At 69.2% G+C, this 24,927-nt stretch carries 23 protein-coding genes and 3 riboswitches; of the genes, 15 read left to right on the top strand and 8 right to left on the bottom strand.

The window, feature by feature from the left end:
• The first annotated feature begins 11 nt into the window (after positions 1 to 11).
• A complete protein-coding gene (locus FHR90_RS12585) occupies positions 12 to 701 on the top strand; it encodes a YjbE family putative metal transport protein (protein ID WP_176623989.1) in 690 nt (229 codons plus the stop codon).
• A 3-nt stretch (positions 702 to 704) separates the two neighbouring features.
• Here the strand turns inward: FHR90_RS12585 and FHR90_RS12580 are convergent, their stop codons facing one another.
• Entirely contained in the window at positions 705 to 1,445 is a 741-nt protein-coding gene (locus FHR90_RS12580) for a DUF5694 domain-containing protein (protein WP_218062039.1), read from the bottom strand.
• 441 nt (positions 1,446 to 1,886) lie between these two features.
• A riboswitch (TPP riboswitch) is annotated at positions 1,887 to 1,982 on the top strand.
• On the opposite strand from FHR90_RS12580, the gene FHR90_RS12575 reads away from it, so the two are divergent.
• The 6 genes from FHR90_RS12575 (at position 1,971) to FHR90_RS12550 (ending at position 7,867) form a co-directional block, all read left to right on the top strand.
• Entirely contained in the window at positions 1,971 to 4,298 is a 2,328-nt protein-coding gene (locus tag FHR90_RS12575) for a TonB-dependent receptor (RefSeq protein ID WP_176623987.1), read from the top strand. (Overlaps the previous riboswitch by 12 nt.)
• Complete coding sequence (locus FHR90_RS12570; protein ID WP_246330243.1) at positions 4,299 to 5,258, top strand: ABC transporter substrate-binding protein; 960 nt, start codon at positions 4,299 to 4,301, stop codon at positions 5,256 to 5,258.
• A gap of 111 nt (positions 5,259 to 5,369) precedes the next feature.
• On the top strand, positions 5,370 to 6,038 hold the full coding sequence (locus FHR90_RS12565; protein ID WP_218062197.1) for a DUF72 domain-containing protein: 669 nt from the start codon (positions 5,370 to 5,372) through the stop codon (positions 6,036 to 6,038).
• Positions 6,035 to 6,685: a cytochrome P450 gene (locus tag FHR90_RS17665; protein ID WP_183275337.1), complete on the top strand. Its 651-nt coding sequence runs from the start codon at positions 6,035 to 6,037 to the stop codon at positions 6,683 to 6,685. Before FHR90_RS12565 ends, FHR90_RS17665 begins: the two co-directional genes overlap by 4 nt.
• Positions 6,586 to 7,419 carry a cytochrome P450 gene (locus tag FHR90_RS17660; RefSeq protein WP_183275336.1) on the top strand — a complete coding sequence of 278 codons (834 nt, stop codon included), beginning with the start codon at positions 6,586 to 6,588 and terminating at the stop codon, positions 7,417 to 7,419. The genes FHR90_RS17665 and FHR90_RS17660 overlap by 100 nt, the downstream gene beginning before the upstream one ends.
• A gap of 28 nt (positions 7,420 to 7,447) precedes the next feature.
• Positions 7,448 to 7,867 (top strand): hypothetical protein, encoded by a 420-nt coding sequence (locus FHR90_RS12550; protein ID WP_176624810.1) that lies wholly within the window; start codon positions 7,448 to 7,450, stop codon positions 7,865 to 7,867.
• A gap of 1 nt (position 7,868) precedes the next feature.
• Here FHR90_RS12550 and FHR90_RS12545 read toward each other — a convergent pair whose 3' ends face one another.
• Positions 7,869 to 8,579 (bottom strand): SDR family NAD(P)-dependent oxidoreductase, encoded by a 711-nt coding sequence (locus FHR90_RS12545; RefSeq protein ID WP_176624812.1) that lies wholly within the window; start codon positions 8,577 to 8,579, stop codon positions 7,869 to 7,871.
• An 86-nt stretch (positions 8,580 to 8,665) separates the two neighbouring features.
• On the opposite strand from FHR90_RS12545, the gene FHR90_RS12540 reads away from it, so the two are divergent.
• Positions 8,666 to 9,058: an MAPEG family protein gene (locus tag FHR90_RS12540; protein WP_176624814.1), complete on the top strand. Its 393-nt coding sequence runs from the start codon at positions 8,666 to 8,668 to the stop codon at positions 9,056 to 9,058.
• A 4-nt stretch (positions 9,059 to 9,062) separates the two neighbouring features.
• Here the strand turns inward: FHR90_RS12540 and FHR90_RS12535 are convergent, their stop codons facing one another.
• Positions 9,063 to 9,956 carry a hypothetical protein gene (locus FHR90_RS12535; protein ID WP_176624816.1) on the bottom strand — a complete coding sequence of 298 codons (894 nt, stop codon included), beginning with the start codon at positions 9,954 to 9,956 and terminating at the stop codon, positions 9,063 to 9,065.
• A 76-nt stretch (positions 9,957 to 10,032) separates the two neighbouring features.
• Complete coding sequence (locus FHR90_RS12530; RefSeq protein ID WP_176624818.1) at positions 10,033 to 10,755, bottom strand: SDR family NAD(P)-dependent oxidoreductase; 723 nt, start codon at positions 10,753 to 10,755, stop codon at positions 10,033 to 10,035.
• Positions 10,756 to 10,865: 110 nt separating this feature from the next.
• On the opposite strand from FHR90_RS12530, the gene FHR90_RS12525 reads away from it, so the two are divergent.
• The 3 genes from FHR90_RS12525 to FHR90_RS12515 all read left to right on the top strand — a co-directional run bounded on the left by FHR90_RS12525 (position 10,866) and on the right by FHR90_RS12515 (position 13,545).
• Positions 10,866 to 11,780, top strand: a complete 915-nt coding sequence (locus FHR90_RS12525) for a LysR family transcriptional regulator (protein WP_221188271.1) — start codon at positions 10,866 to 10,868, stop codon at positions 11,778 to 11,780.
• A gap of 80 nt (positions 11,781 to 11,860) precedes the next feature.
• Positions 11,861 to 13,123 (top strand): MFS transporter, encoded by a 1,263-nt coding sequence (locus FHR90_RS12520; RefSeq protein WP_183275335.1) that lies wholly within the window; start codon positions 11,861 to 11,863, stop codon positions 13,121 to 13,123.
• Complete coding sequence (locus FHR90_RS12515) at positions 13,120 to 13,545, top strand: MarR family winged helix-turn-helix transcriptional regulator (RefSeq protein WP_176621667.1); 426 nt, start codon at positions 13,120 to 13,122, stop codon at positions 13,543 to 13,545. Before FHR90_RS12520 ends, FHR90_RS12515 begins: the two co-directional genes overlap by 4 nt.
• Before the next feature lie 69 nt (positions 13,546 to 13,614).
• Here the strand turns inward: FHR90_RS12515 and gcvP are convergent, their stop codons facing one another.
• The 3 genes from gcvP to gcvT are packed head-to-tail and all read right to left on the bottom strand — an operon-like array spanning position 13,615 to position 18,023.
• On the bottom strand, positions 13,615 to 16,539 hold the full coding sequence (gene gcvP, locus FHR90_RS12510; protein WP_176621668.1) for an aminomethyl-transferring glycine dehydrogenase: 2,925 nt from the start codon (positions 16,537 to 16,539) through the stop codon (positions 13,615 to 13,617).
• A gap of 29 nt (positions 16,540 to 16,568) precedes the next feature.
• Positions 16,569 to 16,946 (bottom strand): glycine cleavage system protein GcvH, encoded by a 378-nt coding sequence (gene gcvH / locus FHR90_RS12505; protein WP_176621669.1) that lies wholly within the window; start codon positions 16,944 to 16,946, stop codon positions 16,569 to 16,571.
• A gap of 12 nt (positions 16,947 to 16,958) precedes the next feature.
• Positions 16,959 to 18,023, bottom strand: coding sequence for a glycine cleavage system aminomethyltransferase GcvT (gcvT, locus tag FHR90_RS12500; protein WP_456305520.1), 1,065 nt, complete (start codon positions 18,021 to 18,023; stop codon positions 16,959 to 16,961).
• A gap of 237 nt (positions 18,024 to 18,260) precedes the next feature.
• Positions 18,261 to 18,383: riboswitch (glycine riboswitch) on the bottom strand.
• Between the two features lie 32 nt (positions 18,384 to 18,415).
• Positions 18,416 to 18,504: riboswitch (glycine riboswitch) on the bottom strand.
• Positions 18,505 to 18,739: 235 nt separating this feature from the next.
• Here gcvT and FHR90_RS12495 point away from each other — a divergent pair.
• Positions 18,740 to 21,727: a ligand-binding sensor domain-containing diguanylate cyclase gene (locus FHR90_RS12495; protein ID WP_246330249.1), complete on the top strand. Its 2,988-nt coding sequence runs from the start codon at positions 18,740 to 18,742 to the stop codon at positions 21,725 to 21,727.
• 50 nt (positions 21,728 to 21,777) lie between these two features.
• On the opposite strand, the gene FHR90_RS12490 is transcribed toward FHR90_RS12495, so the two are convergent.
• Positions 21,778 to 22,341, bottom strand: a complete 564-nt coding sequence (locus FHR90_RS12490) for a hypothetical protein (RefSeq protein ID WP_176621672.1) — start codon at positions 22,339 to 22,341, stop codon at positions 21,778 to 21,780.
• Between the two features lie 139 nt (positions 22,342 to 22,480).
• On the opposite strand from FHR90_RS12490, the gene ispH reads away from it, so the two are divergent.
• The 3 genes from ispH to rnhA are packed head-to-tail and all read left to right on the top strand — an operon-like array spanning position 22,481 to position 24,926.
• Complete coding sequence (ispH, locus tag FHR90_RS12485; protein ID WP_176621673.1) at positions 22,481 to 23,494, top strand: 4-hydroxy-3-methylbut-2-enyl diphosphate reductase; 1,014 nt, start codon at positions 22,481 to 22,483, stop codon at positions 23,492 to 23,494.
• A 15-nt stretch (positions 23,495 to 23,509) separates the two neighbouring features.
• The gene (locus FHR90_RS12480; RefSeq protein ID WP_176621674.1) at positions 23,510 to 24,478 is read left to right on the top strand and encodes a homoserine kinase; all 969 of its coding nucleotides are present in this window, start codon (positions 23,510 to 23,512) and stop codon (positions 24,476 to 24,478) included.
• Entirely contained in the window at positions 24,462 to 24,926 is a 465-nt protein-coding gene (gene rnhA, locus FHR90_RS12475; protein ID WP_176621675.1) for a ribonuclease HI, read from the top strand. Before FHR90_RS12480 ends, rnhA begins: the two co-directional genes overlap by 17 nt.
• The last annotated feature ends 1 nt before the right edge of the window (position 24,927 follow it).

The following is a 24,927-nucleotide window of genomic DNA, read 5'->3' as shown; positions in this document are numbered from 1 at the left end:
CGGGGGCAGGAATGTCAGGTTTGGTCGGCCCCGAGATCTGGCCTTCCCTGATCGCGCTGGGGCAGGTGCTGGCGATCGATCTGGTACTGGCCGGTGACAACGCGGTCGTCGTCGGGCTCGCGGTGGCGGGGCTGGCGGTCGAACAGAAACGACGCGCGATCGCGCTCGGCGTCATCCTCGCGGCGATCATCCGGATCGCGCTCGCCCTGGTCGCGCTCGACCTGCTTGCCATCGTCGGATTGACCCTCGCCGGCGGGCTGCTGCTGCTGTGGGTCTGCTGGCGCATGTATCGCGAACTGCGCCATTCGCCCGCGCCCGACCCGACCGGCATTCCGGCGAAAAAGACCCTGCGCGCGGCGATCACCCAGATCGTGCTCGCCGATCTGTCGATGAGCCTCGACAACGTGCTTGCCGTCGCCGGGGCGGCCCATGACCACCCATATGTGCTCGTCGCCGGTCTCGCGGTCTCGGTGCTGCTGATGGGGGTTGCCGCCAATGCCATCGCCCGTCTGCTCGACCGCTATCGCTGGATCGCCTGGATCGGCCTGCTGATCGTGCTCTACGTGGCGCTGAAACTGATCTGGGAAGGCAGCGACAGCGTCATCGAGCACACCGGCTGCACCTTCTTGCCCGCCTGGGTGCCACATCCCCTACGCCGTGCGTGTGCGGCGCTTGCGCGGCCGGGGCTGCTGTTTTTCTAATCGTCAGTGCAGCAGTGCCTCGACGTCATCGAGACTGACGTCGTGCATCTGGTCCAGATAGGCCTCCAGATAGGGCCTGTGCGAGGCGCCGATCAATGACATCAGCCTCATTCCCGGGTGTTGACCGACGATCTCGCGGATATTGGCCGCAATACGCAGGTTGCGCGTCTCCCAGTAGCCGACATATTGGCGTCCGTAGCCCTGCGGTGATGGCTCGCGCAGTGCGGCGCCGAAATCCGACTGATAAACCACCATCCCCATCCCAGGGGCATTCAGGGCGCGATACAGGGCGAGCACCCCGTCGGGCCCGTCGATATCCGCGATCAGGCGCGCTTCCTGCGTCGCGCGCTCGCGATTTGCCGGGTTCTGCCAGGCCGCACTCAACGCCGCGCCGTAAGCCCGGGCATCGCCCGGCGTGTCGAGGGGCGTGTCGGAGTCGGCGGTGTGATCATCGACCGGCCAAACTCTCTGCAACCCCAGACGCACCGCGAGACGCACCGCCACCAGTACCGTCTCGTCGCGCTTGTTTTCGCCTTGGCGAAGCTGCGTGACGAGCGGATCGTCGAGACCGTCGCCTGCGTGGCGTTCGGGACCTGGCAACGACAGCCACTGCACCATCGCCGAGGCGGGATCACCGGCGGCGAGAAACAGCGCGGCAAGATGGCGGCGGCGCTGCGGGCCTGGCTCGGCTGGCCAGTCGGCGAGCGCCCGCTCGACCTCGGCCGTGGCACTCGCGACATCCAATCCCGTGCTGTGCGCCGCGGGCGTCGGGTCGGCGCAGTACCTGCCGACAGAACTGGCGTAGGGAAAGCGTAGCGTCGCATGGCATCGCATTGCAGACCGGGGAGTGCTTCAATCGAGATCGCCGTGGGCTGCCAACTGGCCAACCGGTCCAGCAAGGGGTCGAGGCGCCGAGGGTCGAAGTCAGCCGGCAGGCTCGAGAGATGGATGCTGCCGACCACAATTACGCGGTTGGGCTGGCTCAGGCCCTCGCGCTTCAGCGTCGAGGGCTGAAACAGTGGGTGGCCGTCGATGGGAGCGTTTTCGCCTCGACCCGGGGTGCTCGTGTTCAGCACAGCGCCGATGCTCAAGATCAACCATCCCAGGCGTCGCTGTCTCATGAGGTCCACCTCGCTGTCGACGCGCGATCGGGCTTGACCCACGTCGGAAATATGTCGAAAGCATCTCCCATGACCGGGGTGCCCGCAATTGCGGGCTGAGATCACACCCGTCGAACCTGATCCGGGTCATGCCGGCGAAGGGAGTTCCATGTCCTTACTGCGCCCGCTTCTTGTCCTGTCTGCTGCGTTCTGTGTCGCGCGGTCCTCTCTCGCCGAGCCGCCGAGGAAGAAGCCTGCCACCACCACGCAGAACATCGTCGTCACCGGCTCGCTCGCCAATGCGGCGGGCGGTGGCAACATCCTGCCGCAGACGGAGACCCGCTCGGTCAGCACCGTCTCGCAGGCGGCGATCGAGCGCGCCGCCCCGACGCTCAACGCCTACCAGCTCGTGGCCCGGTTGCCCGGGGCGAATGTGGCGATGTCGGACCCGTACGGCCTGTCGCAGCAGCTCTCCATCACCGTGCGCGGTTTCACCCAGGACCAGATCGGCTATGTGCTGGAAGGCATGCCGCTTGGCGACATGGGCTACTACAACGGCTATCCGTCGCAATTCGCCGACAGCGAGAACCTGCGTTCGGTCTCGTTCGCACAAGGGGCGGCCGATCTCGACTCGCCCGTCGTCAACGCCGCCGGCGGCCTGCTCACGCTCAGCTTCCGCGATCCGGCCACCCGTCCGGGCGGCGAGGTCTCGTATTCCTACGGCACCTATCGCGCCCAGCGGGTGTTCGCCCGTGCCGATACCGGCACCCTCGGCGCGTCGGGTATCCGTGCGTTTCTCTCCTACTCGCACACGGTGGCCGACAACTGGCGCGGACCGGGACGCGACTGGCGCGATCATGTCGACTTCAAGGCGGTGCGCGAATGGGGCGAGGGCACCCGTATCGCGCTCGCCGGCACCTATCACGATGCCTACACCTCCTCCTACCCCGAAGTGACCGCGGATCAGTGGCATGCCGACGGCATTGGCGGGCAGGACAACTATGCCGGCGACTACGCCACCGGCGGGACAGGTTACTGGAAGCTCTATGCCGGCACCTATCACCTGATCTATCTCAGCGCGCCGTCGGATTTGCGGGTCAATTCCGCAATATCGCTGCATGCAACACCGTATTTCCAGTTCGGCTACGGCAACTCGCCCGGCGGCACCACCATCGCCACCTCGGGGCTGTTCCAGGGCGCCGAGGCGCTGCCCTACACGCTCGACATCCCCGGCGCGCAGGATGGACAGGCCAACGTGGTGGGCAACTACACGGGCCAGCAATACCGGACCGGCTGGCGTCCCTCGCTGGACTGGCGCTGGCGCGGACATCGCTTCGTGCTCGGATACTGGGGCGAGTACGACCACGAGCAGGACCGTCAGAGCTTCGGCCTGATCGGCGACGATGGCACGCCTGGCAATGCCTGGGACAACGCCGCCAACGCCCGTGTGCTGCTCCCGGACGGACGCGCGCTGCTGGCGTCCGACACCGGCACGATCACTCGCATCAACATGATCTTCGTCGGCGACACATGGACGGTTCCCGGAACCTCGCTGACGTTGCAGGCGGGATTCAAGCAGGCCTGGGTGACGCGCGACGGCACCAACCATCTGCCGGGCCCGCAGTATCGCAGCTCGATCACCGATTCCGCGCCGCTGCCGCGCATCGGCGCGCGCTGGCAGATCACCGCGCGGCATCAACTGTTCCTCAGCGCGACAACGAACTTCCGGACACCGGCGCAGAGCACGCTGTTCGACGTGTACGACCCGTCCTCCGGCGAGGTGATCTCTGCCGCCAATACCGATCTGCGGCGCGAATATGCGATCAGCGAGGAGTTCGGCTACCGCTACAGCGGCGATTGGCTGATCGGATCGATCGCGTTCTTCAACGCCAACCTCACCAACCATCAGGTCGCCACCGTCATCGATCTCAACGGGGCCCTGGTGGGTGCGACCGTCAATGCCGGCGGCGAGACCTCTCGCGGCGTCGATATCGAGCTCGGCACGAAGCCCTGGCATCATGTCAGCCCGTATGTTTCGGCCGAATACCTGCACGCGACGATGGACAACGATTTCACCACTGGCGAGCAGGTTCTGCCGACGGCGGGCAAGCGCGCGGTCGGCAGTCCGTCGGTGCAGCTTGCCGCCTCGCTCACCTATGACGATGGCAGGCTGTTCGGCAGCATCGGCGGCAAGTATGTCGGCCGGCAATATGCGACCTTCATGAACGATGAGCGTCTGCCCGGCCGCGCCACCGGCGACATCGCGTTGGGCTGGCGCCTCGATCCCCGCCGCCTCGCCGGCCGCGAGGTCAGACCGCAGCTCAGGCTGAATGTGCTGAACTTCACCGACGCCCATTTCCGCTCGGGCATTGCCAGCCCGACCTCCAACGCGCTCGATACTGCGGCGCGTGACGGCAGCACCGTCGCCGGCAGCGCGCCGACCTTCTATATCGGCGGTGGTTTCGCGGCGATGATCACCGCATCGGCAGGTTTCTAGATGAGACAGCTTTCGCGCAGGATGGCGCTGGGTAAGGCCTTGGGGGCGGGTGCGGCGCTGGTGCTGGGCGCGCCGCCTGCGCGCGCGACCGACAGCCTGCGCGTGCTGCTCGACTGGTTCGTCGACGCCAACCATGCCGCCCTGTTTGCCGCCCATTACAGCGGTGCCTTCACACGCCAGGGCCTTGCGGTGGAGCTGACCCCGCCCGCCGATCCGAACACGCCGCCGCGCATGGTGGTCGCCGGTCAGGCCGATCTGGCGGTCAGCTATCAGCCGCAGCTGCAGATCCTCGCCGCCGAGGGCGTACCCCTGGCCCGGATCGCCAGCCTCGTCGCCCGGCCGCTCAATACGCTGCTGGTGCTCGGCAACGGCCCGGTCCGCCACGTCGCCGACCTGCGCGGCCGGCGGATCGGCATCTCGATCGGCGGCACCGACGAAGCCCTGCTGGGCGGCCTCCTGGCCTCGGCGGGGCTGAAACTGACGGATGTCCATGCCATCCCGCTGACCTTCGACCTCGAGGCCGCCCTGCTCGGTCACCAGCTCGATGCGATCATGGGCGCGATGCGCAATTACGAGCAGGTCGATCTCGCCCTGCGCGGTGCGTCGCCGCGCGCCTTCGACCCGGAGGCGTATGGCGTGCCGGCCTGGGACGAGCTGATCCTGGTGGCCCGGCGCGACCGGGCGGCCGATCCGCGCCTGCACCGCTTCACTCTCGCTCTCACCGAGGGCACGCGCGCGCTGCGCGACAATCCGGAGCGCATCCGCGCCGCGATGGAGGCCGATCACGCCGAGCTGCGCAGCCCGCTCAACCGCGCCGCCTGGACCGCGACACTGCCGCTGCTGGCCGACGATCCGGGCGCACTCGACCGGACGCGCTACGAGCGCTTTGCGTCGTTCCTGTTGCAACAGGGCGCGATCTCTCGCACCGTGCCGGTCGCGGACTATACCGCGACGCCCTGAAACGGCGCCGTTGCGCAAGGCAGGGCAGGGGAGGACGAACTGGGTCCGATCACCATCGGGGTCGGCGGCTGGGACTACGCGCCCTGGCACGAGACCTTCTATCCGAAGGACGTGCGCAAGTCCGGCGCGCTGGCCTACATGGCCGGGCGGCTCGGGGCGACCGAGATCAACGCCACCTTCTACCGCACCCAGACGCCGCAGACCTTCCGCGCCTGGCACGATGCGGTGCCGGAGGGCTTCGTCTTCGCCGTCAAGGCCGCCCGAGGTGCTGCCCAGCGCCGCGAGGCAGCGGAGGCCGCCCCGGCGATCGAGCGGTTCCTGCACTCCGGGCTCGCCGAACTGGGGGACAAGCTCGGCCCGCTGCTGTGGCAGCTCCCGGCCGGGCGGGTCTTCGACGCCGACGCTTTCAGCCGTTTCCTCGACCTGCTGCCGGACACGCTCGACGGGCTGCCCCTGCGCCATGCCATCGAGGCGGCGCATCCCTCCTTCGACGCCGCGGAGGCGCTGCTGGGTGAGCGCGGCATCGCGCGGGTGATCCTCGACAAGCCGGGCGTCGCGCCTGCCGACCGGCCGACGGCGCCGCATGTCTATCTGCGCCTCCAGGGCACGCATGCCGAGATCGAGACCGGCTATGACGCGCCCGCGCTCGATGCCTGGGCGGTGCGGCTGCGCGATCTCGCCCGTCCCGCGGGGCGGCGTGTGCATGCCTTCGTGATCGCCGGCGCGAAGGAGCGCAATCCCGCCGCCGCCCTCGCGCTGCAGTCCAGGATCGCCGCATGACCGGAGCGCCCGTCATCACGCGCCTCGAGGGCCATCATCCGCTGCGCCTGCTGCGCAGCTTCGTCGACACGGTGCGCAACCCGATCGCCGCCCTGCCGCCCGAGATCTATGACAGCGGCGCTCATATCGTCCGCGTCGGGCGCCAGCAGGTGCTCTATCTGAGCGACCCGGCGGCGATCCAGGAGGCGCTGAGCGCCCATGCCGGACGCCTGCGCAAGTCCGATGCGATGCTGCGCGCTCTCACCCCGGCGGTGGGCGAGGGGCTGCTGACCGCCGATGGCGCGCACTGGCGCTGGCAGCGTCAGGCGATGGCCGCCGCCTTCCGTCCGCAGGCCACCGACAGCCTCGCACCGCGCATGCTGGCCTGTGCGGGCCGCGCCGCCGACGCGCTCGCGGCACAGGCCGGGGATGTGGTGGCGATCGACGCGGCGATGATGCGCCTGACCTACGACATCCTGATCGAGACCATGCTGTCGGGCCAGGCCGTGGCGGGGATCGACACCGGGTTCGTCTTGCGCGCGGTGACGCGCTTTCTCGAACAGACCGGGTGGAGCATGGCCGGCGCGATCCTTGGCCTGCCGGACTGGAGCCGCACCCCGACCGCACCGGCGCGCGACGCGCGGCGCGGCGCCTGCGCGAGATGCTGATGGCGATGCTGGCGCGGCGTCGCGACGAACTCGCGGCCGGCGGGGCGCAACGCGGTGACCTGCTCGACCGGCTGCTCGACGCGCGCGATCCGGAGAGCGGCCGGGCGATGGACGATTCGGAGATCGTCGACAATCTCATCACCTTCGTCGCCGCCGGCCATGAGACCACCGCGCAGGCGCTGGGCTGGACGCTCGATCTGCTGGCGCGGCATCCGCGGGTGATGGCGGAGGTGTCGGCTGAGATCGATGCCGTCACCCGGGGTGGCTGCGTGCTGCCGGAGCACCTGGTGCATCTCGTCCTGACGCGCCGGGTGCTGGAGGAGGGCATGCGGCTGTTCCCGCCGGCGCCGATCATCGGCCGGGAGGTACAGGACGGCTTCGCGCTCGAGCGGCTCGGCGGGCTCGAGGTAGAGCCGGTGGCGACGATCATCGTGCCGATCTGGGCGGTGCACCGCCACCGGCGGCTGTGGGACGAACCCGGGCAGTTCGACCCCGACCGTTTCCTGCCCGAGCGCGTCGCTTCCCGGCATCGCTATACCTGGCTGCCGTTCGGCGTCGGGCCGCGCGTCTGCATCGGGGCGGGGTTCGCGATGCTGGAGGGAATGGCGATTCTCGCCGTGCTGCTGGCCCGGCTGCGCTTCGTGCCGGCCGATCCGTCCACGCCGGCGCCACGCATGGCGATCACCCTGCGCCCGGCCACCCCGTTGCGCCTGCGTCCGCTGCTGCGCGGTTGAACCGACAGCGAAAGGACTCGCATTGCCGGTGCGGTGTGTGGTCCCCTGTCGTCCTGCTGACATCGACACCGAGGCCCGTCTGCCGAAAGCGCTGCCCGCCATCGTGCTGATCTGCGCCGCAGGCGCCATCGCGCCGGCGCTGGCCGCCCCTGATGGCGGCCCGCTCTCACGCCCGATCTCGGGCCCGGTCACGGTGATGCAGGAAAGCCTGGTGGTGCACGGCCAGCGCCGGCTCGCACCCGCCCCCGACGCCGCGCGCGTGGTTCCGGAATTCGAGGACCACGCCTACAGCTATCATGGCTGGCAGCCCGGCAACGGGCGTGATCCCAACACCGATGCCTTCATCGCCCCGTTCGGCACCGCCTATGGCGAAAGTTCGCCGGCGCCGGGGGCCAATCTCAGCGCGCCGGGCACGATTTCGCCGATCCAGTCCGGATTGCGGCGCTGACTCAGCGGCCGCCGGACACCGTCATCACCGAGCCGGTGATGTAGGAGGCGGCGTCCGACAGTAGGAACGCCACCGCATCGGCGATCTCGTCGGGACGCCCGGGCCGACCGAGCGGGGTGGTCTGGCGGGCGATCTCGAGCAGGTCGGCGGCCATGTCGGTGTCGATGATGCCGGGCGAGAGCGCGTTGACCCGGATGCCTTGCGCGCCGACCTCGCCGGCCAGCGCGCGGGCGAATACTTCCACCGCCGCCTTGGAGGCCGAGTAGGCGGCCATGGTCGGCCGGGCGAGGCGGGCGGCGACGGAGGCCAGCATGACGATGCCGCTACCGGGCGGCATCCGTCGCACCGCCTGCTGCGCACAGAGCATCGCGCCCAGCACGTTGATGTCGAACAGCCGCGCCAGCGCGCCGGGGTCCGCCTCCGCGAAGGGCGCCGGCGGCAGGATCACCCCGGCATTGGTCACCAGCGCCGAGAGCGTGCCGAGCCCGTCCACCATGTCGAACAGGGCGGCGATCTGTGCGGGATCGCCGGCGTCGGAGCGCAGTGCCCGCGCATGGCCGCCACCGGCCTCGATCTCCGCCACCAGAGCGTCCGCTGCGTCTACCGAGGCGCCATAGGTGAAGGCGACCGTGTAGCCGTCGCGGGCGAGGCGCAGGCAGATCGCCCGGCCGATGCCGCGCGAGCCGCCGGTGACCAGTGCGATACCCTGCATTTGCGCTCTCCGATCCGATATGATCGAGCAACTGCCGCGCCCGCGTCGGGTTGCATCGCCCAACACCCCCGGAGGAGACGATCCCGATGACGCCCCTGCTCGCCCTGTTGCTCGGTGCCGCCCTGATCGGGCTGGTCTCCGCCGTCGCCACCGGACCGGCGCTGAGCGCGCAGCGCGGTTTCGCCTATTCGGCCGGCGCGCGCGACAACCCCCAGCCGTTGACCGGCATCCCGGCCCGGATACAGCGCGCTTCCGCCAATTTCAACGAGACCTTCGCCTTCTTCGCCGTTGCCGCCCTGGTCGCTCATCTGACCGGGCGCGAGACGCCGCTCGCGATCTGGGGCGGCTGGATCTATGTCGTCGCCAGGCTGGTCTACTGGCCGCTCTATGTCGCCGGTGTGCCGGTGATCCGTTCGCTGGTCTGGCTGGCGGCGGTCGCCGGCATCGTCATGGTCGGGTTTGCCGCCGCGTTCGGCTGAGGCGTCAGTGGCGGGCGAGGGTGCTGCGCACGCGCGAGGCGATCTCGGCCTGTTCGTCATGCGCCTCGCGCGCCGGATCGGCGTCGTAGAGGGCGTTCAGCACCGCGTGGTCGAAGGGCGTCAGACCCTCGGGTGCGGCCGGGTTGAACCGGCCGCCATCGAACAGGCTCATGATCGACACCGGCGAGAAATCCTCCCCGAGCTTCGGCCCGGCCAGGACGACAAAGGCAATGTAGTCGGCGAGCTGGCCCAGCCGCGCACCGGTGGCGCGCTGCGTGTCGACGATCACCATCAGAGAACTCACATGCGCGACGGTGTCCTTCTCCTGCTGGGAGATCTTGACGTTGTTGGTGGCGACGAAGCGGTGGAACCGCGGGTCCCAGACCGCCGCTACACCGGGTGCCGGATCGGTGACGGTGCTGCGATACCAACGTACCGAACGCTCCACCTTCAGATCGGCGATGTCGTCGTCTCCGGGAGGCTGGAAATCCGAGGTGTCGATGGCGACCAGCGGCGAGGTGTTGCCCAGCATCGGTGCGCGGTCGAGTATCTGCTCGAACGCCGCGGTGCCATCCTCGGTGAACAGGATGAACACGTTTGGCCTGGCGCATTTCGCCGTGGCATCGGAGATCACGGCCTGGGCGGCGCGCTCGACATGCTCCATCACCACTGTCTGGTAAGGGTCGGGCAATCCGACCACCCTGGGGCAGAAGTTCGCTCCCCAGCGGGCGAGTTGATGGTTCCAGGGTGCGGAGGCCAGCTTGTCGATCTCGCGACGGACCACCTGAGGCGTCATGCCGTGCACGATGATCGTCTCATCGTTGCCTGGATCGGCGCCGAGCGCAGGCATGATCGGCAGCGCGGCAAGCACAAAGGCCAGACAGAAGAGCTTTCGCATCCCGAACTCCCGCCGCGACATGGCATCAGCGCATGCCGGCGACGTCGAAGACAAGTCGAAAAGCAGCACATTTCCGTCACCACGGCACCACGCGGCCGAGATAGTCGAGATAGTGCAGTCCCGGATGGCCCGGCAGGCCGGACAGGACCTCGATCATGCCTGCGATACTGTCCTCGAGGGCAATCGGCGCGTCCGGGCCGCCGAGTTCGGTGCGCACCCAGCCGGGCGCCATCAGCACCATCGGATGGCCGCGCGAGGCCGTGCGGGCGGCATAGCTGCGCATGAAGCTGTTCAGCGCCGCCTTGCTGCCGCGATAGAGTTCGCGTCGGCCCGAGACGTTGTTGGCGACGCTGCCCTGGCCGGACGACATCACCCCGATCGTGCCGCCGGGCACCACCAGCCCGTCGATCGCCTCGATCACCCGCATCGGGCCGAGTGCGTTGGTCAGCATGATGTGGCTGAACACCGACGCCTCGACCTCGCCGATCGGCTGGTCCGGCTGGGCGCTGGTGGTGCCGGCGTTGACGAACAGCAGATCCAGCCCACGTCCCGCCAGCCGGTCGCGCAGCGCTGCCGGACCAGCGGCGTCGAGCAGGTCGAGCCGCTCGATCGTCACATGCCGCGGATGGCGGTTGCGCAGGGCCTGCAGACCGCAGGGCCGGTCGGGGTCGCGCCCGAGGTTGCGTGCGGTGCCGATCACCGTCCAGCCCCGCTCGACCAGCGCCTCCGTCAGCGCCAGACCGAGTCCGCGCGAGGCGCCGGCGATCAGGGCCGTCGGGGTGTGGGTGTTCGCATCCATCTCGACCTCCGTCATCAGCATGCACGGGCATATGCGTCGCCATCCGGATTGCGCCAGACGCGAGGGACGCAAACTATGATTGCGTCCGACGCCTCATCAGGAGACCGCCCTTGGCCGCCGACGATCCCGACCTCAACCTGCTGGCCGCGCTCGACGTGCTGCTGGAGGAGGCGAGCGTGACCGCGGCGGCGCGCCGGCTCGGGCTGAGCGTGTCGGCGATGAGCCGCACCCTGACCCGCCTGCGCGCGGTGACCGGCGATGCGTTGCTGGTGCGCGCCGGCCGCCGGCTGGTCCCGACGCCGCATGCGAGCGCGCTCGCCGCACGGGTGGCGGAGGTCCATCGCGCCGCCCGCGCCGTGCTGTCCGCCGCGCCGGAGGGCTTCGATCCGGCCCGTCTGCGTCGCGAGGTCTGCCTGCGGGTCAGTGAGGTGTTTCTCGATACCCTTGCGCCGTTCGTCACCGAGGCGCTGCTGGCGTCCGCGCCGGAGCTGCGCGTCCGCTTCGTGCTGCGCGCCGACCGTGATGCAGCCCCCTTGCGCGAGGAGCAGGCCGATCTCGAGATCGGCCTGCCCGGCGGCTCGGGGCCGGAAATCCGTCTGACCACGCTGTTCGAGGACCGCTATGTGGGCGTGGCGAGATGCGGCCATGCCCTGCTGGCGGAGGGTGCGCCGGATGCCGCGGGTTATGCCGGCTGTCGGCATGTGGCGGTGGCGTCCTCCGGTGCGGCGGGACAGATGCTCGACGATGGGCTCGCCGCACTGGGCCTCGCGCGCCGGGTGGCTGCCATCGTGCCCGGCTATCCTGCCGCGATGCGTCTGGCGGCGTCCGGCGATCTGGTGGCGATGGTGCCGCGCTCGGCGCTCGGACATCGCCAGGCGCCCGGCCTGGTCGCCTTCGCGCTGCCGGTGCCGCTGCCCGGGTTCCGGGTCTGTGCGATGTGGCACCCGCGCCGGCAGGCCGACCCGGTGCATCGTTGGCTGCGCGCGCAGGTGATCTCGGCCTGCCGGGAGGCGTGTGTGGACTGACGCCAGTCATGGGCAATTGCCCGCTTTACGATGAGGGCAATTGCACGTATGATCGCGATACCCTTGCCGGAGCCCTGCTGATGAGTCGCACGCCCCGACTGCACACTGCCTGGATCGTGTTCGGCGTGACCTTCCTGGTCATGCTCACCGGCGCCGGCATCCGCGCCGCGCCCGGTGCGCTGATGATGCCGCTCGAGATGGAGTTCGGCTGGTCGCCGGCCGCACTCGGCGGTGTCGTCGGCCTCGCGATCCTGCTCTACGGGCTCGTCGGCCCGTTCGCGGCCGCCCTCTACGAGCGCTTCGGCATGCGTCGCTGCATCTGCGCCGCCCTGCTGCTTCTGGCGGCGGCCCTCGCGCTGAGCACGCAGGTGCATCAGCTGTGGCAGATGCGGCTGGTCTGGGGGATCGCGATCGGGCTGGGGTCCGGCATGGTGGCGATGGTGCTGGGCGCGACCGTCGCCGAGCGCTGGTTCGCCAGCCATCGCGGCCTGGTGCTGGGCGTGCTGACCGCCTCCTCGGCCACCGGCCAACTGGTGTTCCTGCCGGCGATCGCCGCACTGAACGATCATGCCGGCTGGCGTATCGCGGTGGTGCTGCTGGCCGCCGTTGCCCTGGCGATGGTGCCGGTGGTGGCCCTGCTGCTGCGCGACACGCCCGCTGCCATCGGGTTGCGGCGCGTCGGCGAGGCGGACGACGCGGCACCACCCCCGGCGGCGAAGGTCAATCCCGCCCTGCGCGCGGTTCGCGCGTTGCGCGACGGGCTCGGCCGGCGCGATTTCTGGCTGCTTGCCGGCACGTTCTTCATCTGCGGCGCCTCGACCAACGGGCTGATCGGCACGCATCTGATCCCCGCCTGCGCCGATCACGGCATCCCCGAGCAGCGCTCGGCGGAACTGCTCGCCGCGATGGGCATCTTCGACCTGGTCGGAACCACGGCCTCGGGCTGGCTGACCGACCGTTTCGATGCCCGCAAGCTGTTGTTCGCCTATTACGGGCTGCGCGGCCTGTCGCTGATCTGGCTGCCTTGGGCGTTCGGCGCCGATGTTCTCGGTCTGCCGCTGTTCGCCGCCTTCTACGGGCTGGACTGGATCGCCACCGTGCCGCCCACGGTGCGTCTGGCCGAGCGCGCGTTCGGCAAGAGCAATGCCGCGGTGATGTTCGGCTGGGTAGGGGCATCGCACCAGATCGGGGCGGCCTGCGCGGCCTGGCTGGCCGGGGTGTGGAGGACGGATATGGGCAGCTATGGCGGCGCCTTCGCGATCGCCGGCGTGATCTGCGTCGGTGCGGGGTTTCTCGCGCTCGCCATCGGGCGCCGGGCGCCGGTGGCCGTGGCCGCCGGATGAGCGACGATCCACTGCACTGCACCTGCGCGGTACTGCGCGGGGCCTCGCGTCATCTCAGCCGCCGCTACGATGCCGCGCTGGCCGGGCTCGGGCTCAGCCTGAACCAGTATTCGATCCTCGCCCGGCTCGACCGGCTGGACGCGGCGGATGTCGGTAAGCTGGCCGAACTGCTGGTGATGGACCGTTCCACGCTCGGCCATCTGATCCGGCCTTTGCAGGCGCGGACCTGGCTGGAAACGCGTCGCGACCCTGACGACCGTCGCCGGACGGTGCTGGCACTGACCAGCACGGGACGTGCCGTGCTCGACGCCGCCCGGCCGATCGTCGCCGAGCATCAGCGCGGGCTGGAGACGGCCCTCGGCGAGGAGGATGCCGCCACCCTCATCGCCCTGCTGGAGCGGGTTACCGCCCTCAATCGCTGAGCAACGCTGCTCGCCCAGCTTCTGCACCGGCAGCACCCCCGCGCCCGGCCGCCGCCGGCACCGGCGAGGTCATGCAAGCGCTTCTTGCTCGGCATAGGCCTCCAGCGGCGCGCAGGTGCAGACCAGGTTGCGGTCGCCATAGGCGTTGTCGACGCGCTTGACCGGCGGCCAGTATTTCGCCGCCCGCACGAAGGGCAGCGGAAACACCGCCTGCGCCCGGCTGTAGGGGTGCGTCCAGTCGCCGGCGATCTCGGCCGCGGTGTGCGGCGAATTGCGCAGCACGTTGTCGGTACGATCGGCCGCACCGGCCTCGATCTCGGCGATCTCGGCGCGGATGGCGATCATCGCGTCGCAGAACCGGTCGAGCTCGTCCTTGGGTTCGCTCTCGGTCGGCTCGATCATCAGCGTGCCGGCCACCGGCCAGGACATGGTCGGCGCGTGGAAGCCGTAATCCTGCAGCCGCTTGGCGATGTCCTCGACGCGGATATTGGCCGAAGCCTCGAAGCCGCGGCAGTCGATGATGCATTCATGCGCCACCATGCCGCGCGCGCCGCGATAAAGCACCGGATAGTGCGGACCCAGCCGGCCGGCGATGTAGTTGGCGGACGCGATGGCGACCTCGGAGGCGCGTTTGAGCCCGGCCGCCCCCATCATGCGGATATAGGCGTAGGAGATCGGCAGGATCAGCGCGCTGCCATAGGGCGCGGCCGAGACCGGACCCACCGGCGAGGTAGGCGTGGCATCGGCGTGGCCGTCGCTGACCACCACCGGGCGGCCCGGCAGATAGGGCACCAGATGCGCGGCCACCCCGATCGGACCGATCCCCGGTCCGCCGCCGCCATGCGGGATGCAGAACGTCTTGTGCAGGTTGAGATGGCAGACATCGGCGCCGATCGCGCCGGGGCTGGTCAGCCCGAGCTGCGCGTTCATGTTGGCCCCGTCCATGTAGACCTGGCCGCCATGCGCGTGCACCAGCTCGCAGATGCGACGGATCTGCTCCTCGAACACGCCATGCGTCGAGGGGTAGGTGATCATCAGGGCGGCGAGGCTGTCGCCGTGTTGGGCGATCTTGGCCTCGAGATCGGCGACGTCGACGTCGCCATCCTTCGTGCAGGCGACGACCACGACGCGCATGCCGGCCATCGCCGCCGAGGCCGGGTTGGTGCCGTGCGCCGAGGACGGGATCAGGCAGATGTCGCGGTTGGCCTGGCCATTCGCATGGTGGAAGGCGCGGATCGCGAGCAGACCGGCATATTCGCCCTGGCTGCCGGCATTGGGTTGCAGCGACACGGCCGCGAAGCCGGTGGCGGCCGCGAGCCAGCCCGACAGCCGCTCGATCAGCGTGAGATAGCCCTGCGTCTGTGCGGCAGGCGCGAAGGGGTGGATGTCGGCGAATTCCGGCCAGGTGATGGCCATCATCTCGGCAGTGGCGTTCAGCTTCATCGTGCACGAGCCGAGCGGGATCATGCTGCGGTTGAGCGCGATGTCGCGGTCCTCGAGGCGCTTGAGATAGCGCAGCATGGCGTGCTCGGAATGGTGCGTGTTGAACACCGCCTGTTCGAGATAGTCCTCGCCGCGCAGCAGGGCGAGCGGCAGCGAGGTGGCGATCTCGCTCAGCGCGCCGCCCATCAGCGTGGCCGCGTCGCCGCCGAACAGGCCGATGAGCGTGTCGAGTTCGGCCAGGGTGACGGTCTCGTCGAGGCTGATCGACAGTGCGCCTTCGGGATGCAGGCGCAGGTTGAAGCCGGCCTCGGCGGCGGCGCGATACAGCGCGGTATTGGCCGGGGCGGGCGCCAGCGTGACGGTATCGAAGAAGGCGTCATGCATGACCGCATGGCCGCCGGCCCGTGCGGCGGCGGCGATCAGCCTGGCATGCAGGTTCACCCGCCGCGCGATCCGGCGCAGCCCCTCCGGCCCGTGCCAGACCGCATAGAATCCAGCGATCACGGCCAGCAGCACCTGGGCGGTGCAGATATTGGAGGTCGCCTTCTCGCGGCGGATATGCTGCTCGCGGGTCTGCAGCGCGAGGCGCATCGCGGGCGCGCCGGCGGCATCGATGCTGACGCCGACGATGCGTCCCGGCATCAGCCGGCGGTTGGCCTCGGTGGTGGCGAAGAACGCCGCATGCGGGCCGCCGAATCCCATCGGCACGCCGAAGCGCTGCGACGAGCCGACCACCACGTCTGCCCCCATCTCGCCCGGCGGGGTCAGCAGCACCAGCGCGAGCGGATCGGCGCAGACGATGGCCAGAGCGCCGACAGCATGCGCGGCGTCGATCTCGGCGCGCAGGTCGCGCACCTCGCCGGTGGTGCCGGGATAGGACAGCACCACCGCGAACGGCTTCGTCTCCGCGATCGCCTCCGGCTGGCCGGAAGCCAGATCGGCGAGCGGGATGCCGAGCGGCGCCATCCGGGTGGCGATCACCGCGCGGGTCTGCGGATGGATGTCGGTGGCGATGGCGACGGCGGTGTTGGTCTTCACCTTGCACGCCGCGCGCGCCATGGCGACGGCCTCGGCCGCGGCGGTGGCCTCGTCGAGCAGCGAGGCATTGGCCACCGGCAGCCCGGTGAGTTCGCAGACCAGGGTCTGGAAATTCAGCAGCGCTTCCAGCCGGCCTTGCGCGATCTCGGCCTGATAGGGCGTATAGGCTGTGTACCAGCCCGGATTTTCCAGCACGTTGCGCCCGATCACCGGCGGGGTGCGGGTGCCGTGATAGCCGGCGCCGATCAGCGAGCGCGCGACGGTGTTCTGCCGCGCCAGTGCGCGCAGCTCGTCGAGGGCGGCATGCTCGTCGCAGGGCGCGGGCAGGCCGGCGATCTCGCCGATGCGGATCCCGTCCGGCACGGTGCGGGCGGCGAGTGCGTCGAGCGAGGCGACGCCGATCGCGTCGAGCATATCGGCGATCCCGGCCGCGTCGGGCGCGATATGGCGGCCGATGAACGCATCCGCGGCGTCGAGGGCGGCGAGTTCGTCGCGGGTCGGGATCTGGCTCATGATGGCGTGTCCTTGCAGGGAGCCGAAGGTCAGTGCTCGGCCGCGAAGGCGGCGTAGGCGTCGGCATCCATCAGCGCCTCGAACTCCGACGGATCGGCCGGCTTGAGCTTGAAGAACCACGCCCCCGATTCAGCCTCCGAGTTCACCAGGGCCGGATCTTCCGACAACGCCTCGTTGGCGGCGATCACCGTGCCGGCGACCGGAGCGTAGATGTCCGACGCTGCCTTGACGCTCTCAACAACGGCCGCTGTCTCCTTCGCCGTCAGCTCGCGCCCCACATCGGGTGTCTCGACGAACACCACATCGCCCAGCGCCTGCTGCGCGTGGTCGGTGATGCCGACGGTGAGGCTGCCGTCGCTCTCGCGGCGCACCCATTCATGGCTCTCGGTGTAGCGGGTCTCGGTCATGCTCGGGTCTCCTCAGGCTTTCGCCGACTTGGCGCTGAAATAACGGTGCTTGACGAAGGGCAGGCTGGCGCGGCGGGCGGCAATCGCGCGATTGCGCACCAGCAGCGAGATGTCGCCCGCCTCGATCAGGTCGCGGCGCAGATAGCCCATCGACACCGGCGCGCCCCCCTCGACGGAGGGGCCGAACGTGCCGGAGGTCACGATGCCCGCCTCGGTTCCGTCGGCGGCGACGATGGTGGTGCCGGCCCGTGCCGGTGCCCGACCCTCGGGACGCAGGCCGACCCGCAGGCGCGGCGCGCCGTGGGCGAGCTGGTCGCGCACCACCACACCGCCCTCGAAGGCGAAATCCTCGCGGCGGCGCTTGCCGATCACCCAGTTCAGCGACGCCTCGACCGGGGTGGTCACCTCGTCGATGTCGTTGCCATACAGGCACAGCCCGGCTTCGAGGCGCAGTGAATCGCGCGCGCCCAGGCCCGCCAGCAAGACCTCCGGATCGGCGATCAGCGTCTCGGCCAGCGTCTCCGCACGGTCGGAGGCGACCGAGAGCTCGAACCCGTCCTCGCCGGTGTAGCCGCCCCGGGTGAGCTGGACCGGAATGCCCCCCACCAGTGCCTCCGCCAGCCCCATGAACGGGATCTCCGACGTCGCCACACCGAGCCGATCGAGCACCGCGGCCGCCCCCGGTCCCTGCAGGGCGAGCAGCGCACGGTCGAACATCGGTTCAAGGCGCACCGAGCCGGGCAGGGCGGTTTCCAGGTGGCGGTAATCCACCGCCTTTCGCGCCGCATTGACCACCAGGAACATCCGGTCTGCTGACAGCCGCGCGATCATCAGGTCGTCGATGATGCCACCGGCCTCGTTGAGCAGCACCGAATAGCGCTGTCGCCCATCCTTCAGTCCGAGAATGTCGGACGGCACCAGCTTCTCGAGTTCGGCGGCGGCGTCGGTGCCGTGCAGCAGCGCCTGGCCCATATGCGAGACGTCGAACAGCACGGCGCGGGAGCGGCAGTGCAGGTGCTCGGCCATCACCCCGGCGCCGTACTGCACCGGCAGCGCATAGCCGGCGAAATCCACCATCTTGCCGCCGTGCGCCCGGTGAAACGCGTCGAGCGGCAGGGTCGCCGGGCCGGTCAGCGCCCCGGTCGGGTCGGTATCATCGGGCACGCCGGCCGGGATCACCAGATCATCGGAGCGCAGCCCGGTCTCGCCGGTCGATTCGGAAGGATATGCGGTCATCGCGATGGCTCCATGAGGTCAAGGCTCCGCCCGGACGTCCGTAGCCACCGCATCGGGCGGCAGCCTTGAGAACGACGGACGGCCCCCTCTGTCACGGAACCTGAGAGATTCGGAGCCGTAAACCCCTGGCAAGGGGAAAGGCTCCTTTCTCCGTCGGTGACCCGCACCGGCGGGCCGGGGGGTCTTTCCAGAGGTCGTGGGTGTCCGCGCAGGCCTCTCGGCATGCTCGGACACTGGCCCGCGCGGTCCTGTGGCCTGAGCGTTTCCGGGGCCGGTTGCGCCTTCGGCGGCAGAACCATCTGCGCTCTCCCGCGCAGGCTGATCCAGACCCTGTCACACTGGACGAAATCGCCGCCCTGCGCAATCGCACTTGTGATGTCCCGGCAACGAAAGATCCCGTGTCGTGTCGTTAACGGTTTGTAAGTCGGTCTGCTATAACGGTCCCATTCGATGCTCATGGGGGCGGATCGGCTGGGCGGATGAACCGTGCGTACGGAAGTGACTTCGTAAGGCGTGCGTTCGTCAGCACGATAACTCGTGCCATCTTCGTGACCGTCATGATCGTGCTCGCATCGGCCATCGCGCCGGCCGCGCGCGCGGCGGACGGCCTGGCCCTGGGCGATCATCCGAGTGCGCTCGCAGCCCCGCTCCGCAACTTCGAGCTGGCGGTATGGACCACGCAGCAGGGCCTGCCGCAGAATTCGGTCCGGCGCATCGTCCAGACCGCGGACGGCTATCTGTGGTTTTCCACTTGGGAAGGGCTGGTCCGCTACGATGGCAGCCATTTTCAGGTCTACGATCGGGGGAATTCGCCCTTCATCCTCGATAACGCCCTGTGTGGGCTGGCCGTCGACCGGCACGGATGGCTCTGGGCCGGTGATTCGCGTGGCAACATCGCGATGCGGCTGCCGGACGGAAGCTGGCATCACTGGCCGCGGCCTGCGAACGCACCGTCGGCGCTGATCCAGGCCCTGCGGGGCGACGGCCGGGGCGGCGTGTGGGTGATGTACCAGGGTTACGGCCTGGGACATTTCGACGCGGCGGGGCATTTCACATTGCGGTATTCGGCGACCTCCAGACATGCCTGGGTGTCGGAATATCTGGAAGTCGACGACGCCGGCGGCCTGTGGGTCGGGGGCTATCATGGTGCAATGCGGCTCGATCCTTCGGGCTCCGTCAGCCTTGGTGACGAGGCCTACCACCTGCCCACAGGGTTCGCCTGGCCCTACAAGTCGCCGGGGGGAGCGATCTGGATCGTCGATGGTGACGGATTGTTCCGCTTCGAGCACGGCCGTGCCGTCTTGCAGCACAGTCTGGCCGGCATGGGGCGCGTCACCTCCCTGCTCGAGGACCGGAAGGGCTCTCTGTGGGCGGGCACGGAGAGTAACGGCGTCCTGCGGATCAGCGATCGTGGCGTCGAGATCCTGGCGCCAAGTCTGATCGTGCCCGATGGGCGGGTGCTGTCGCTCGCCCAGGATGCCGAGGGCAGTATCTGGATCGGCAGCAATGCCGGTCTGGCCCGTCTGCACGAGACGGCGTTCGGCAATTTCGGCACGGCCGATGGTCTGGCGAGCGGCTTCGTGCGCGATCTGCTGGAAGATCACACCGGTCGGATCTGGATCGGCAGCGGTGCCGGTCTGGATCGAACCGAGACGGATGGCCGGATCGTTCCGGTCAGCCTGCCGAGTTCGACAGGGCACTCGCCCGAAGTGCTCTCACTGGCCGAGGGCGCCGACGGCACGGTGTGGGTCGGCACATATGCGGACGGTCTGTACCGGATCGGTACAGCCGGCGACATCCGGGTGATCGGCGAGGCAAATGGTCTGCCGCCCGGTAGCATTCGTACGATTGTGATCGACCCGCATGGGCTTCTCTGGGTGGGTACGCAGCGTGGGGTGAGGCGTCTCGACCCCGTTACCCTGACAGCGACGCCGGTCGGCGGCGCGGTACAAGATCAGGTCGATTCCCTGGCTGTCGATCCGGATGCGACCTGGATCGGCACCGTGAACGGCCTGTGGCGGGTGGACAGCCGGGGCGTGCGCCAGATCGATCTCGAATCGTCGGGTGGCGGACGCACCATCCTGGCGCTGACCCATCTCGGACGCGCCCTGTGGATCTGCACTGACCGTGGTCTCTACAGGTGGCTCGACGGGCGGCTGTCACATGTCGGCCTCGAGCAGGGTCTCGGTGTCGACACCATCTTCGCCATGGTGCCCGACCGTCTCGGCAAGGTCTGGCTGACCAGCAATCGCGGCATCTGGCGCGTCTCGCGCGACGAGCTGGAAGCCGTCGCCGATGGCCGTATGTCCAGGCTGACGGTCCGGCACTTCGACGAGGCCGACGGAATGGCGAGTGCGCAGACGAGCGGTGGTGCCTCGCCTTCGGCGCTGCTGAGGCAGGATGGCACGCTGCTGGTGGCGACATCCGCCGGCCTGACCTCCGTCGACCCGGCTCGTGTCGACGAGAGCGCGGCGTTGCGTCCCCCCAGGGTACTGATCGATTCCGTCATGGTCGATGCAAGGCCCGTGCAGGTCTCGGCGGTCGCCGGGGAGGCTTCGGTGCGACTTTTCAGTTCTCAGAGACTGTCGATTTCCTACGTCGGACTGAGCTCGATCCTTGCCGACCGGATCACCTACCGCACGCGCCTGAAGGGGGTGGACGACAAATGGGTCGAGCGCGGGCGTCAACGCGGCATCGATATGGCCGGCCTGATGCCCGGCCATTATCTCCTGCACGTCGCCGCTGCGCGCCCCGGCGGGGATTGGGGCGTCCACGAGGCGACGCTTCGGATCGACGTCATGCCGTTGTGGTGGCAGCGGCTGTGGGTGCGGCTGTGCGCCGGGCTGCTGATGGCCGCGGCCACTGGCGTCGTCATCTTCGAGGCGGTGCGTCGTCCACGTCGACGTGCCTTGATGCTGGGTCATCTGGTCGCACGCCGCACCGCCGAGCTTGAGCGGCAGCGGGACCAGCTCGCAGCCCTTGCCGACGAAAAGACCGCGTTGCTGGAGCAGGTGCGCCTGCAGTCCGAGCGGCTCGGCCGTCAGGCGCTCGAGGATTCGCTGACCGGGCTGCCGAACCGACGCGCGTTCGACCTGCGCATGGCGCAATGGCAGGCTGCAGCCGATCTCGGCGAACGGACCTTCAGCCTGGTGCTGCTCGACCTCGATCATTTCAAGATGGTCAACGATCGCTTCAGCCACCAGGCCGGCGATCTGGTCCTGCGCGAGGCAGCCCAGCTGATCGAAGGCGAACTGCGGGGCATGGCGTTCGCCGCCCGGACCGGGGGAGAGGAGTTCGCCATCCTGCTGGTCGGCGACGAGGGAGCGGCCACGGCGTTCTGTGAACGGCTGCGCGAGGCATTTCACACCCACGGCTGCTGGGGCGGCGTCGACGGTCTGAGCGTGACGTTCAGTGCGGGCGCTGCACGCTACCCCGGCAGCCTGGCGGTCGGTACGTTCCTCAGACGGGCGGACGACGCGCTGTATGAAGCCAAGCAGCTGGGACGCGATCGCGCCTGCCGATGGGCGGCGCCGATCAGGGCGTGAGGCCCGCCGAACGAGATCGCCGCATCCGCACCAGCGGGCCGGACACGTCTCTAGCGCGGGGGATGGGCACGATTGTAGGCGAGCTGTGCCGGGGTCAGCTGGTAGCCGACCTCCAGACGGTAATTCTGCCCGTCGAGGTGCCGGCCCACCGGCAGGTCGAGATAGATCGCGGCGGCACGAACATGCACGTGGTCGACATTGGAGGGGAAGGTGGCGATCGCCTCCGCATCATGCTTCCACAGCAGCGCGCCGTCCTTCAGCACGGCGACGAAAAACGGCACCTTGACGCTGTTGGTGGGCGCGGCCGGGCCGCGGGTGACGTCCATCTCCACCGAAACGGTGGTCTGCAGCCGGTCGCCGGGCTTGTTGTTGCTGCACCGCCCATAGATACCGGTGATCGCACCGTGGCTGATCATCTGGCCGATATCGGGAATGTCGCCCTTGTAGAGGGTATAGTCCGCCGCATCGGCCAGGATGCCGACCGGTGCGCAGGTCGGCGCATAGGCGTTGGGGTCGGTGTTGCCGCATCCCGACAGCCCGGCCAGCGCCGCAAGGGTCGCCACAGGTGCCAGCGCGCGGCGGCAGGAGCGTCTGGACAGGTCGGCGGCGTGCATCGTAGGCGGTTCCCAAGGATCAGCGATCGGTGGCCGGGTATAGCCGAAAGCCCGCAGGCTGGAAAATGGGCGCGCGGGTTGAGACCGGCCGCCAATGCCGTCATATAGATACAATTATCGACGACAAGGACCATGGCCGATGCCGGATCAGATGTTGGCGGATCAGACCGTGATCTCCGACCGCGACGACCGCGCCGCCGGCGCCAAGCCGCAGCTTCGTGTGCTGCTCGCCGGGCCGCGCGGCTTCTGTGCCGGTGTGGACCGCGCCATCCGTGTCGTCGAGGAGGCGCTGCGGCAATATGGCGCGCCGGTCTATGTCCGCCACGAGATCGTCCACAACCGCACCGTGGTCGAGGCGCTCGAGGCGCAGGGGGCGATCTTCGTCGAGGAACTCGACGAGGTGCCGCCCGACGGGCATGTGGTTTTCTCCGCCCATGGCGTCCCCAAGAGCGTGCCGGCCGAGGCCGAGCGCCGCAACCTGCTCTATCTCGACGCCACCTGCCCGCTGGTCAGCAAGGTGCATCGCGAGGCCGAGCGCCATTATGCCGGCGGTGGCCCCGACACCCGCCACATCCTGATGATCGGCCATGCCGGGCACCCGGAAGTGATCGGCACCATGGGCCAGTTGCCGCCCGGCGCGGTGACGCTGGTGCAGGATGCCGAGGAGGCGCGCTCGGTCGCGCCCGCCGATCCGATGCATCTCGCCTTCATCACCCAGACCACGCTCTCGGTCGACGACACCGCCGAGATCGTCGACATCCTGCGCACCCGCTTCCCGCATATCGAGGGGCCGAAGCGCGAGGACATCTGCTACGCCACCACCAACCGCCAGGAGGCGGTCAAGGCGATCGCGCCGGGCTGCGATCTGGTGATCGTCATCGGAAGCCCCAACTCGTCGAACTCGCAACGCCTGCGCGAGGTGGCCGAGCGCTCCGGCGCGCCGCGCGCGCTTCTGGTGCCCAAGCTCGCCGATCTCGACTGGTCGGCGCTCGAGGGCGTGCGCACGCTCGGCATCACCGCCGGTGCGTCGGCCCCCGAGGCGCTGGTGCAGGAGATGGTCACCGCACTGGCCGGCACCTATGCGCTGGAAATCGAGGAGCGCACGGTGCGCAAGGAAGACGTGATCTTCAAGCTGCCCGCCCCGCTGGGCTGATCCCGCCCGACCGCGATGGCCGTCTATACCGATGTCTCCGACGAGGCGTTGTCCGCTTTCCTCGCTGACTACGACATCGGCGGTCTGGTCGCCTTCCGCGGCATCGCCGAGGGGGTCGAGAACAGCAATTTCTCGCTGCGTACCACGACCGGCGATTACATCCTCACCCTCTACGAGAAGCGCGTCGATCCTCTTGAGCTGCCCTGGTTCCTGGGCCTGATGCGCCACCTCGCCGCCGCCGGCCTGTCCTGCCCGCTGCCGGTGGCGGGGAGCGACGGCGAACCCTTGCGCGAACTCTGCGGCCGCCCCGCGGCGATCACCACCTTCCTGCCCGGCGTCTGGCCGCGACGCATCAAGCTCGACCACTGCCGCCCGCTCGGCGCAGCACTGGCCCGGCTGCATCTCGCCGGCCGGACCTATGCGCCCCGCCGTGCCAACACGCTCGGCCCCACCTCCTGGACGCGCCTGCTCGATCTCTCGCTGGCCAGGCCGGAAGCGGTCGAGGCGCTGTCGCCCGGTCTCGGCGGCACCCTGCGCGCAGCGCTGGACGCCATCGTGCCGGCCTGGCCGCGCGACCTGCCGACCGGGCACATCCATGCCGATCTGTTCCCCGACAACGTGTTCTTTCTCGGCGCGCATCTGTCGGGCCTGATCGATTTCTATTTCGCCTGTACAGACATCCTGGCCTACGACATCGCCATCTGCCTCAATGCGTGGTGCTTCGAGCCGGACCTGTCATTCAACATCAGCCGCGCCCGCACGCTGCTGGCGGGTTACGAAAGCCTTCGCCCACTCTCCGCGGCCGAGCGGTCAGCGCTGCCGGTCCTGAGTCAGGGGGCGGCGATGCGCTTCACGCTGACGCGGCTGTATGACTGGATCAACACCCCGAGCGGGGCGATGGTGACCCGCAAGGACCCGCGCGACTACCTGCGCCGGCTGCGCTTCCACCTCGCCGCAGGAGACGAACGTGCCTACGGACTCTAGTCCTGCTGTGGTCGAGATCTGGACGGATGGCGGTTGCAAGCCCAATCCGGGCCCCGGCGGCTGGGCGGCGCTGCTGCGCTGGGGTGGCCATGAGCGCGAGTTGTCGGGCGGCGAGGCCGAGACCACCAACAACCGCATGGAGCTGACCGCGGCTGCCGCCGCACTCGAGGCGCTGTCGCGTCCGTGTTCGGTGCGTCTGCACACCGACAGCGAATATGTCCGCAACGGCATCACTCGCTGGTCCACCGGCTGGGTGCGGCGCAACTGGCGCAGCGCGTCGGGTGATCCGGTCAAGAACATGGATCTGTGGCGCCGCCTGCTCGACGCCAGCGCGAGGCATCAGATCGAATGGCTCTGGGTGCGCGGCCATTCCGGCGACGAGGGCAACGAGCGCGTCGACCGGCTGGCGACCCAGGCGCGCGATCGGGCCGCCGGCCAGCCGCAATAGA

This window comes from Endobacter medicaginis, assembly GCF_014192375.1.
In the GTDB taxonomy this organism is placed as follows: Bacteria; Pseudomonadota; Alphaproteobacteria; order Acetobacterales; family Acetobacteraceae; genus Endobacter; species Endobacter medicaginis.
Note: the sequence above shows the minus strand (reverse complement) of the source record. Positions and strands in the feature narration are given on the sequence as shown.

Coding starts and splice junctions, on each gene's coding strand:
- FHR90_RS12585 (WP_176623989.1), top strand. CDS start 12: ATGTCAGGTTTGGTCGGCCCCGAGATCTGGCCTTCCCTGATCGCGCTG.
- FHR90_RS12575 (WP_176623987.1), top strand. CDS start 1,971: ATGTCCTTACTGCGCCCGCTTCTTGTCCTGTCTGCTGCGTTCTGTGTC.
- FHR90_RS12570 (WP_246330243.1), top strand. CDS start 4,299: ATGAGACAGCTTTCGCGCAGGATGGCGCTGGGTAAGGCCTTGGGGGCG.
- FHR90_RS17665 (WP_183275337.1), top strand. CDS start 6,035: ATGACCGGAGCGCCCGTCATCACGCGCCTCGAGGGCCATCATCCGCTG.
- FHR90_RS12545 (WP_176624812.1), bottom strand. CDS start 8,579: ATGCAGGGTATCGCACTGGTCACCGGCGGCTCGCGCGGCATCGGCCGG.
- FHR90_RS12540 (WP_176624814.1), top strand. CDS start 8,666: ATGACGCCCCTGCTCGCCCTGTTGCTCGGTGCCGCCCTGATCGGGCTG.
- FHR90_RS12535 (WP_176624816.1), bottom strand. CDS start 9,956: ATGCGAAAGCTCTTCTGTCTGGCCTTTGTGCTTGCCGCGCTGCCGATC.
- FHR90_RS12530 (WP_176624818.1), bottom strand. CDS start 10,755: ATGGATGCGAACACCCACACCCCGACGGCCCTGATCGCCGGCGCCTCG.
- FHR90_RS12520 (WP_183275335.1), top strand. CDS start 11,861: ATGAGTCGCACGCCCCGACTGCACACTGCCTGGATCGTGTTCGGCGTG.
- FHR90_RS12515 (WP_176621667.1), top strand. CDS start 13,120: ATGAGCGACGATCCACTGCACTGCACCTGCGCGGTACTGCGCGGGGCC.
- gcvP (WP_176621668.1), bottom strand. CDS start 16,539: ATGAGCCAGATCCCGACCCGCGACGAACTCGCCGCCCTCGACGCCGCG.
- gcvH (WP_176621669.1), bottom strand. CDS start 16,946: ATGACCGAGACCCGCTACACCGAGAGCCATGAATGGGTGCGCCGCGAG.
- gcvT (WP_456305520.1), bottom strand. CDS start 18,023: ATGGTGGATTTCGCCGGCTATGCGCTGCCGGTGCAGTACGGCGCCGGG.
- FHR90_RS12495 (WP_246330249.1), top strand. CDS start 18,740: ATGATCGTGCTCGCATCGGCCATCGCGCCGGCCGCGCGCGCGGCGGAC.
- FHR90_RS12490 (WP_176621672.1), bottom strand. CDS start 22,341: ATGCACGCCGCCGACCTGTCCAGACGCTCCTGCCGCCGCGCGCTGGCA.
- ispH (WP_176621673.1), top strand. CDS start 22,481: ATGCCGGATCAGATGTTGGCGGATCAGACCGTGATCTCCGACCGCGAC.
- FHR90_RS12480 (WP_176621674.1), top strand. CDS start 23,510: ATGGCCGTCTATACCGATGTCTCCGACGAGGCGTTGTCCGCTTTCCTC.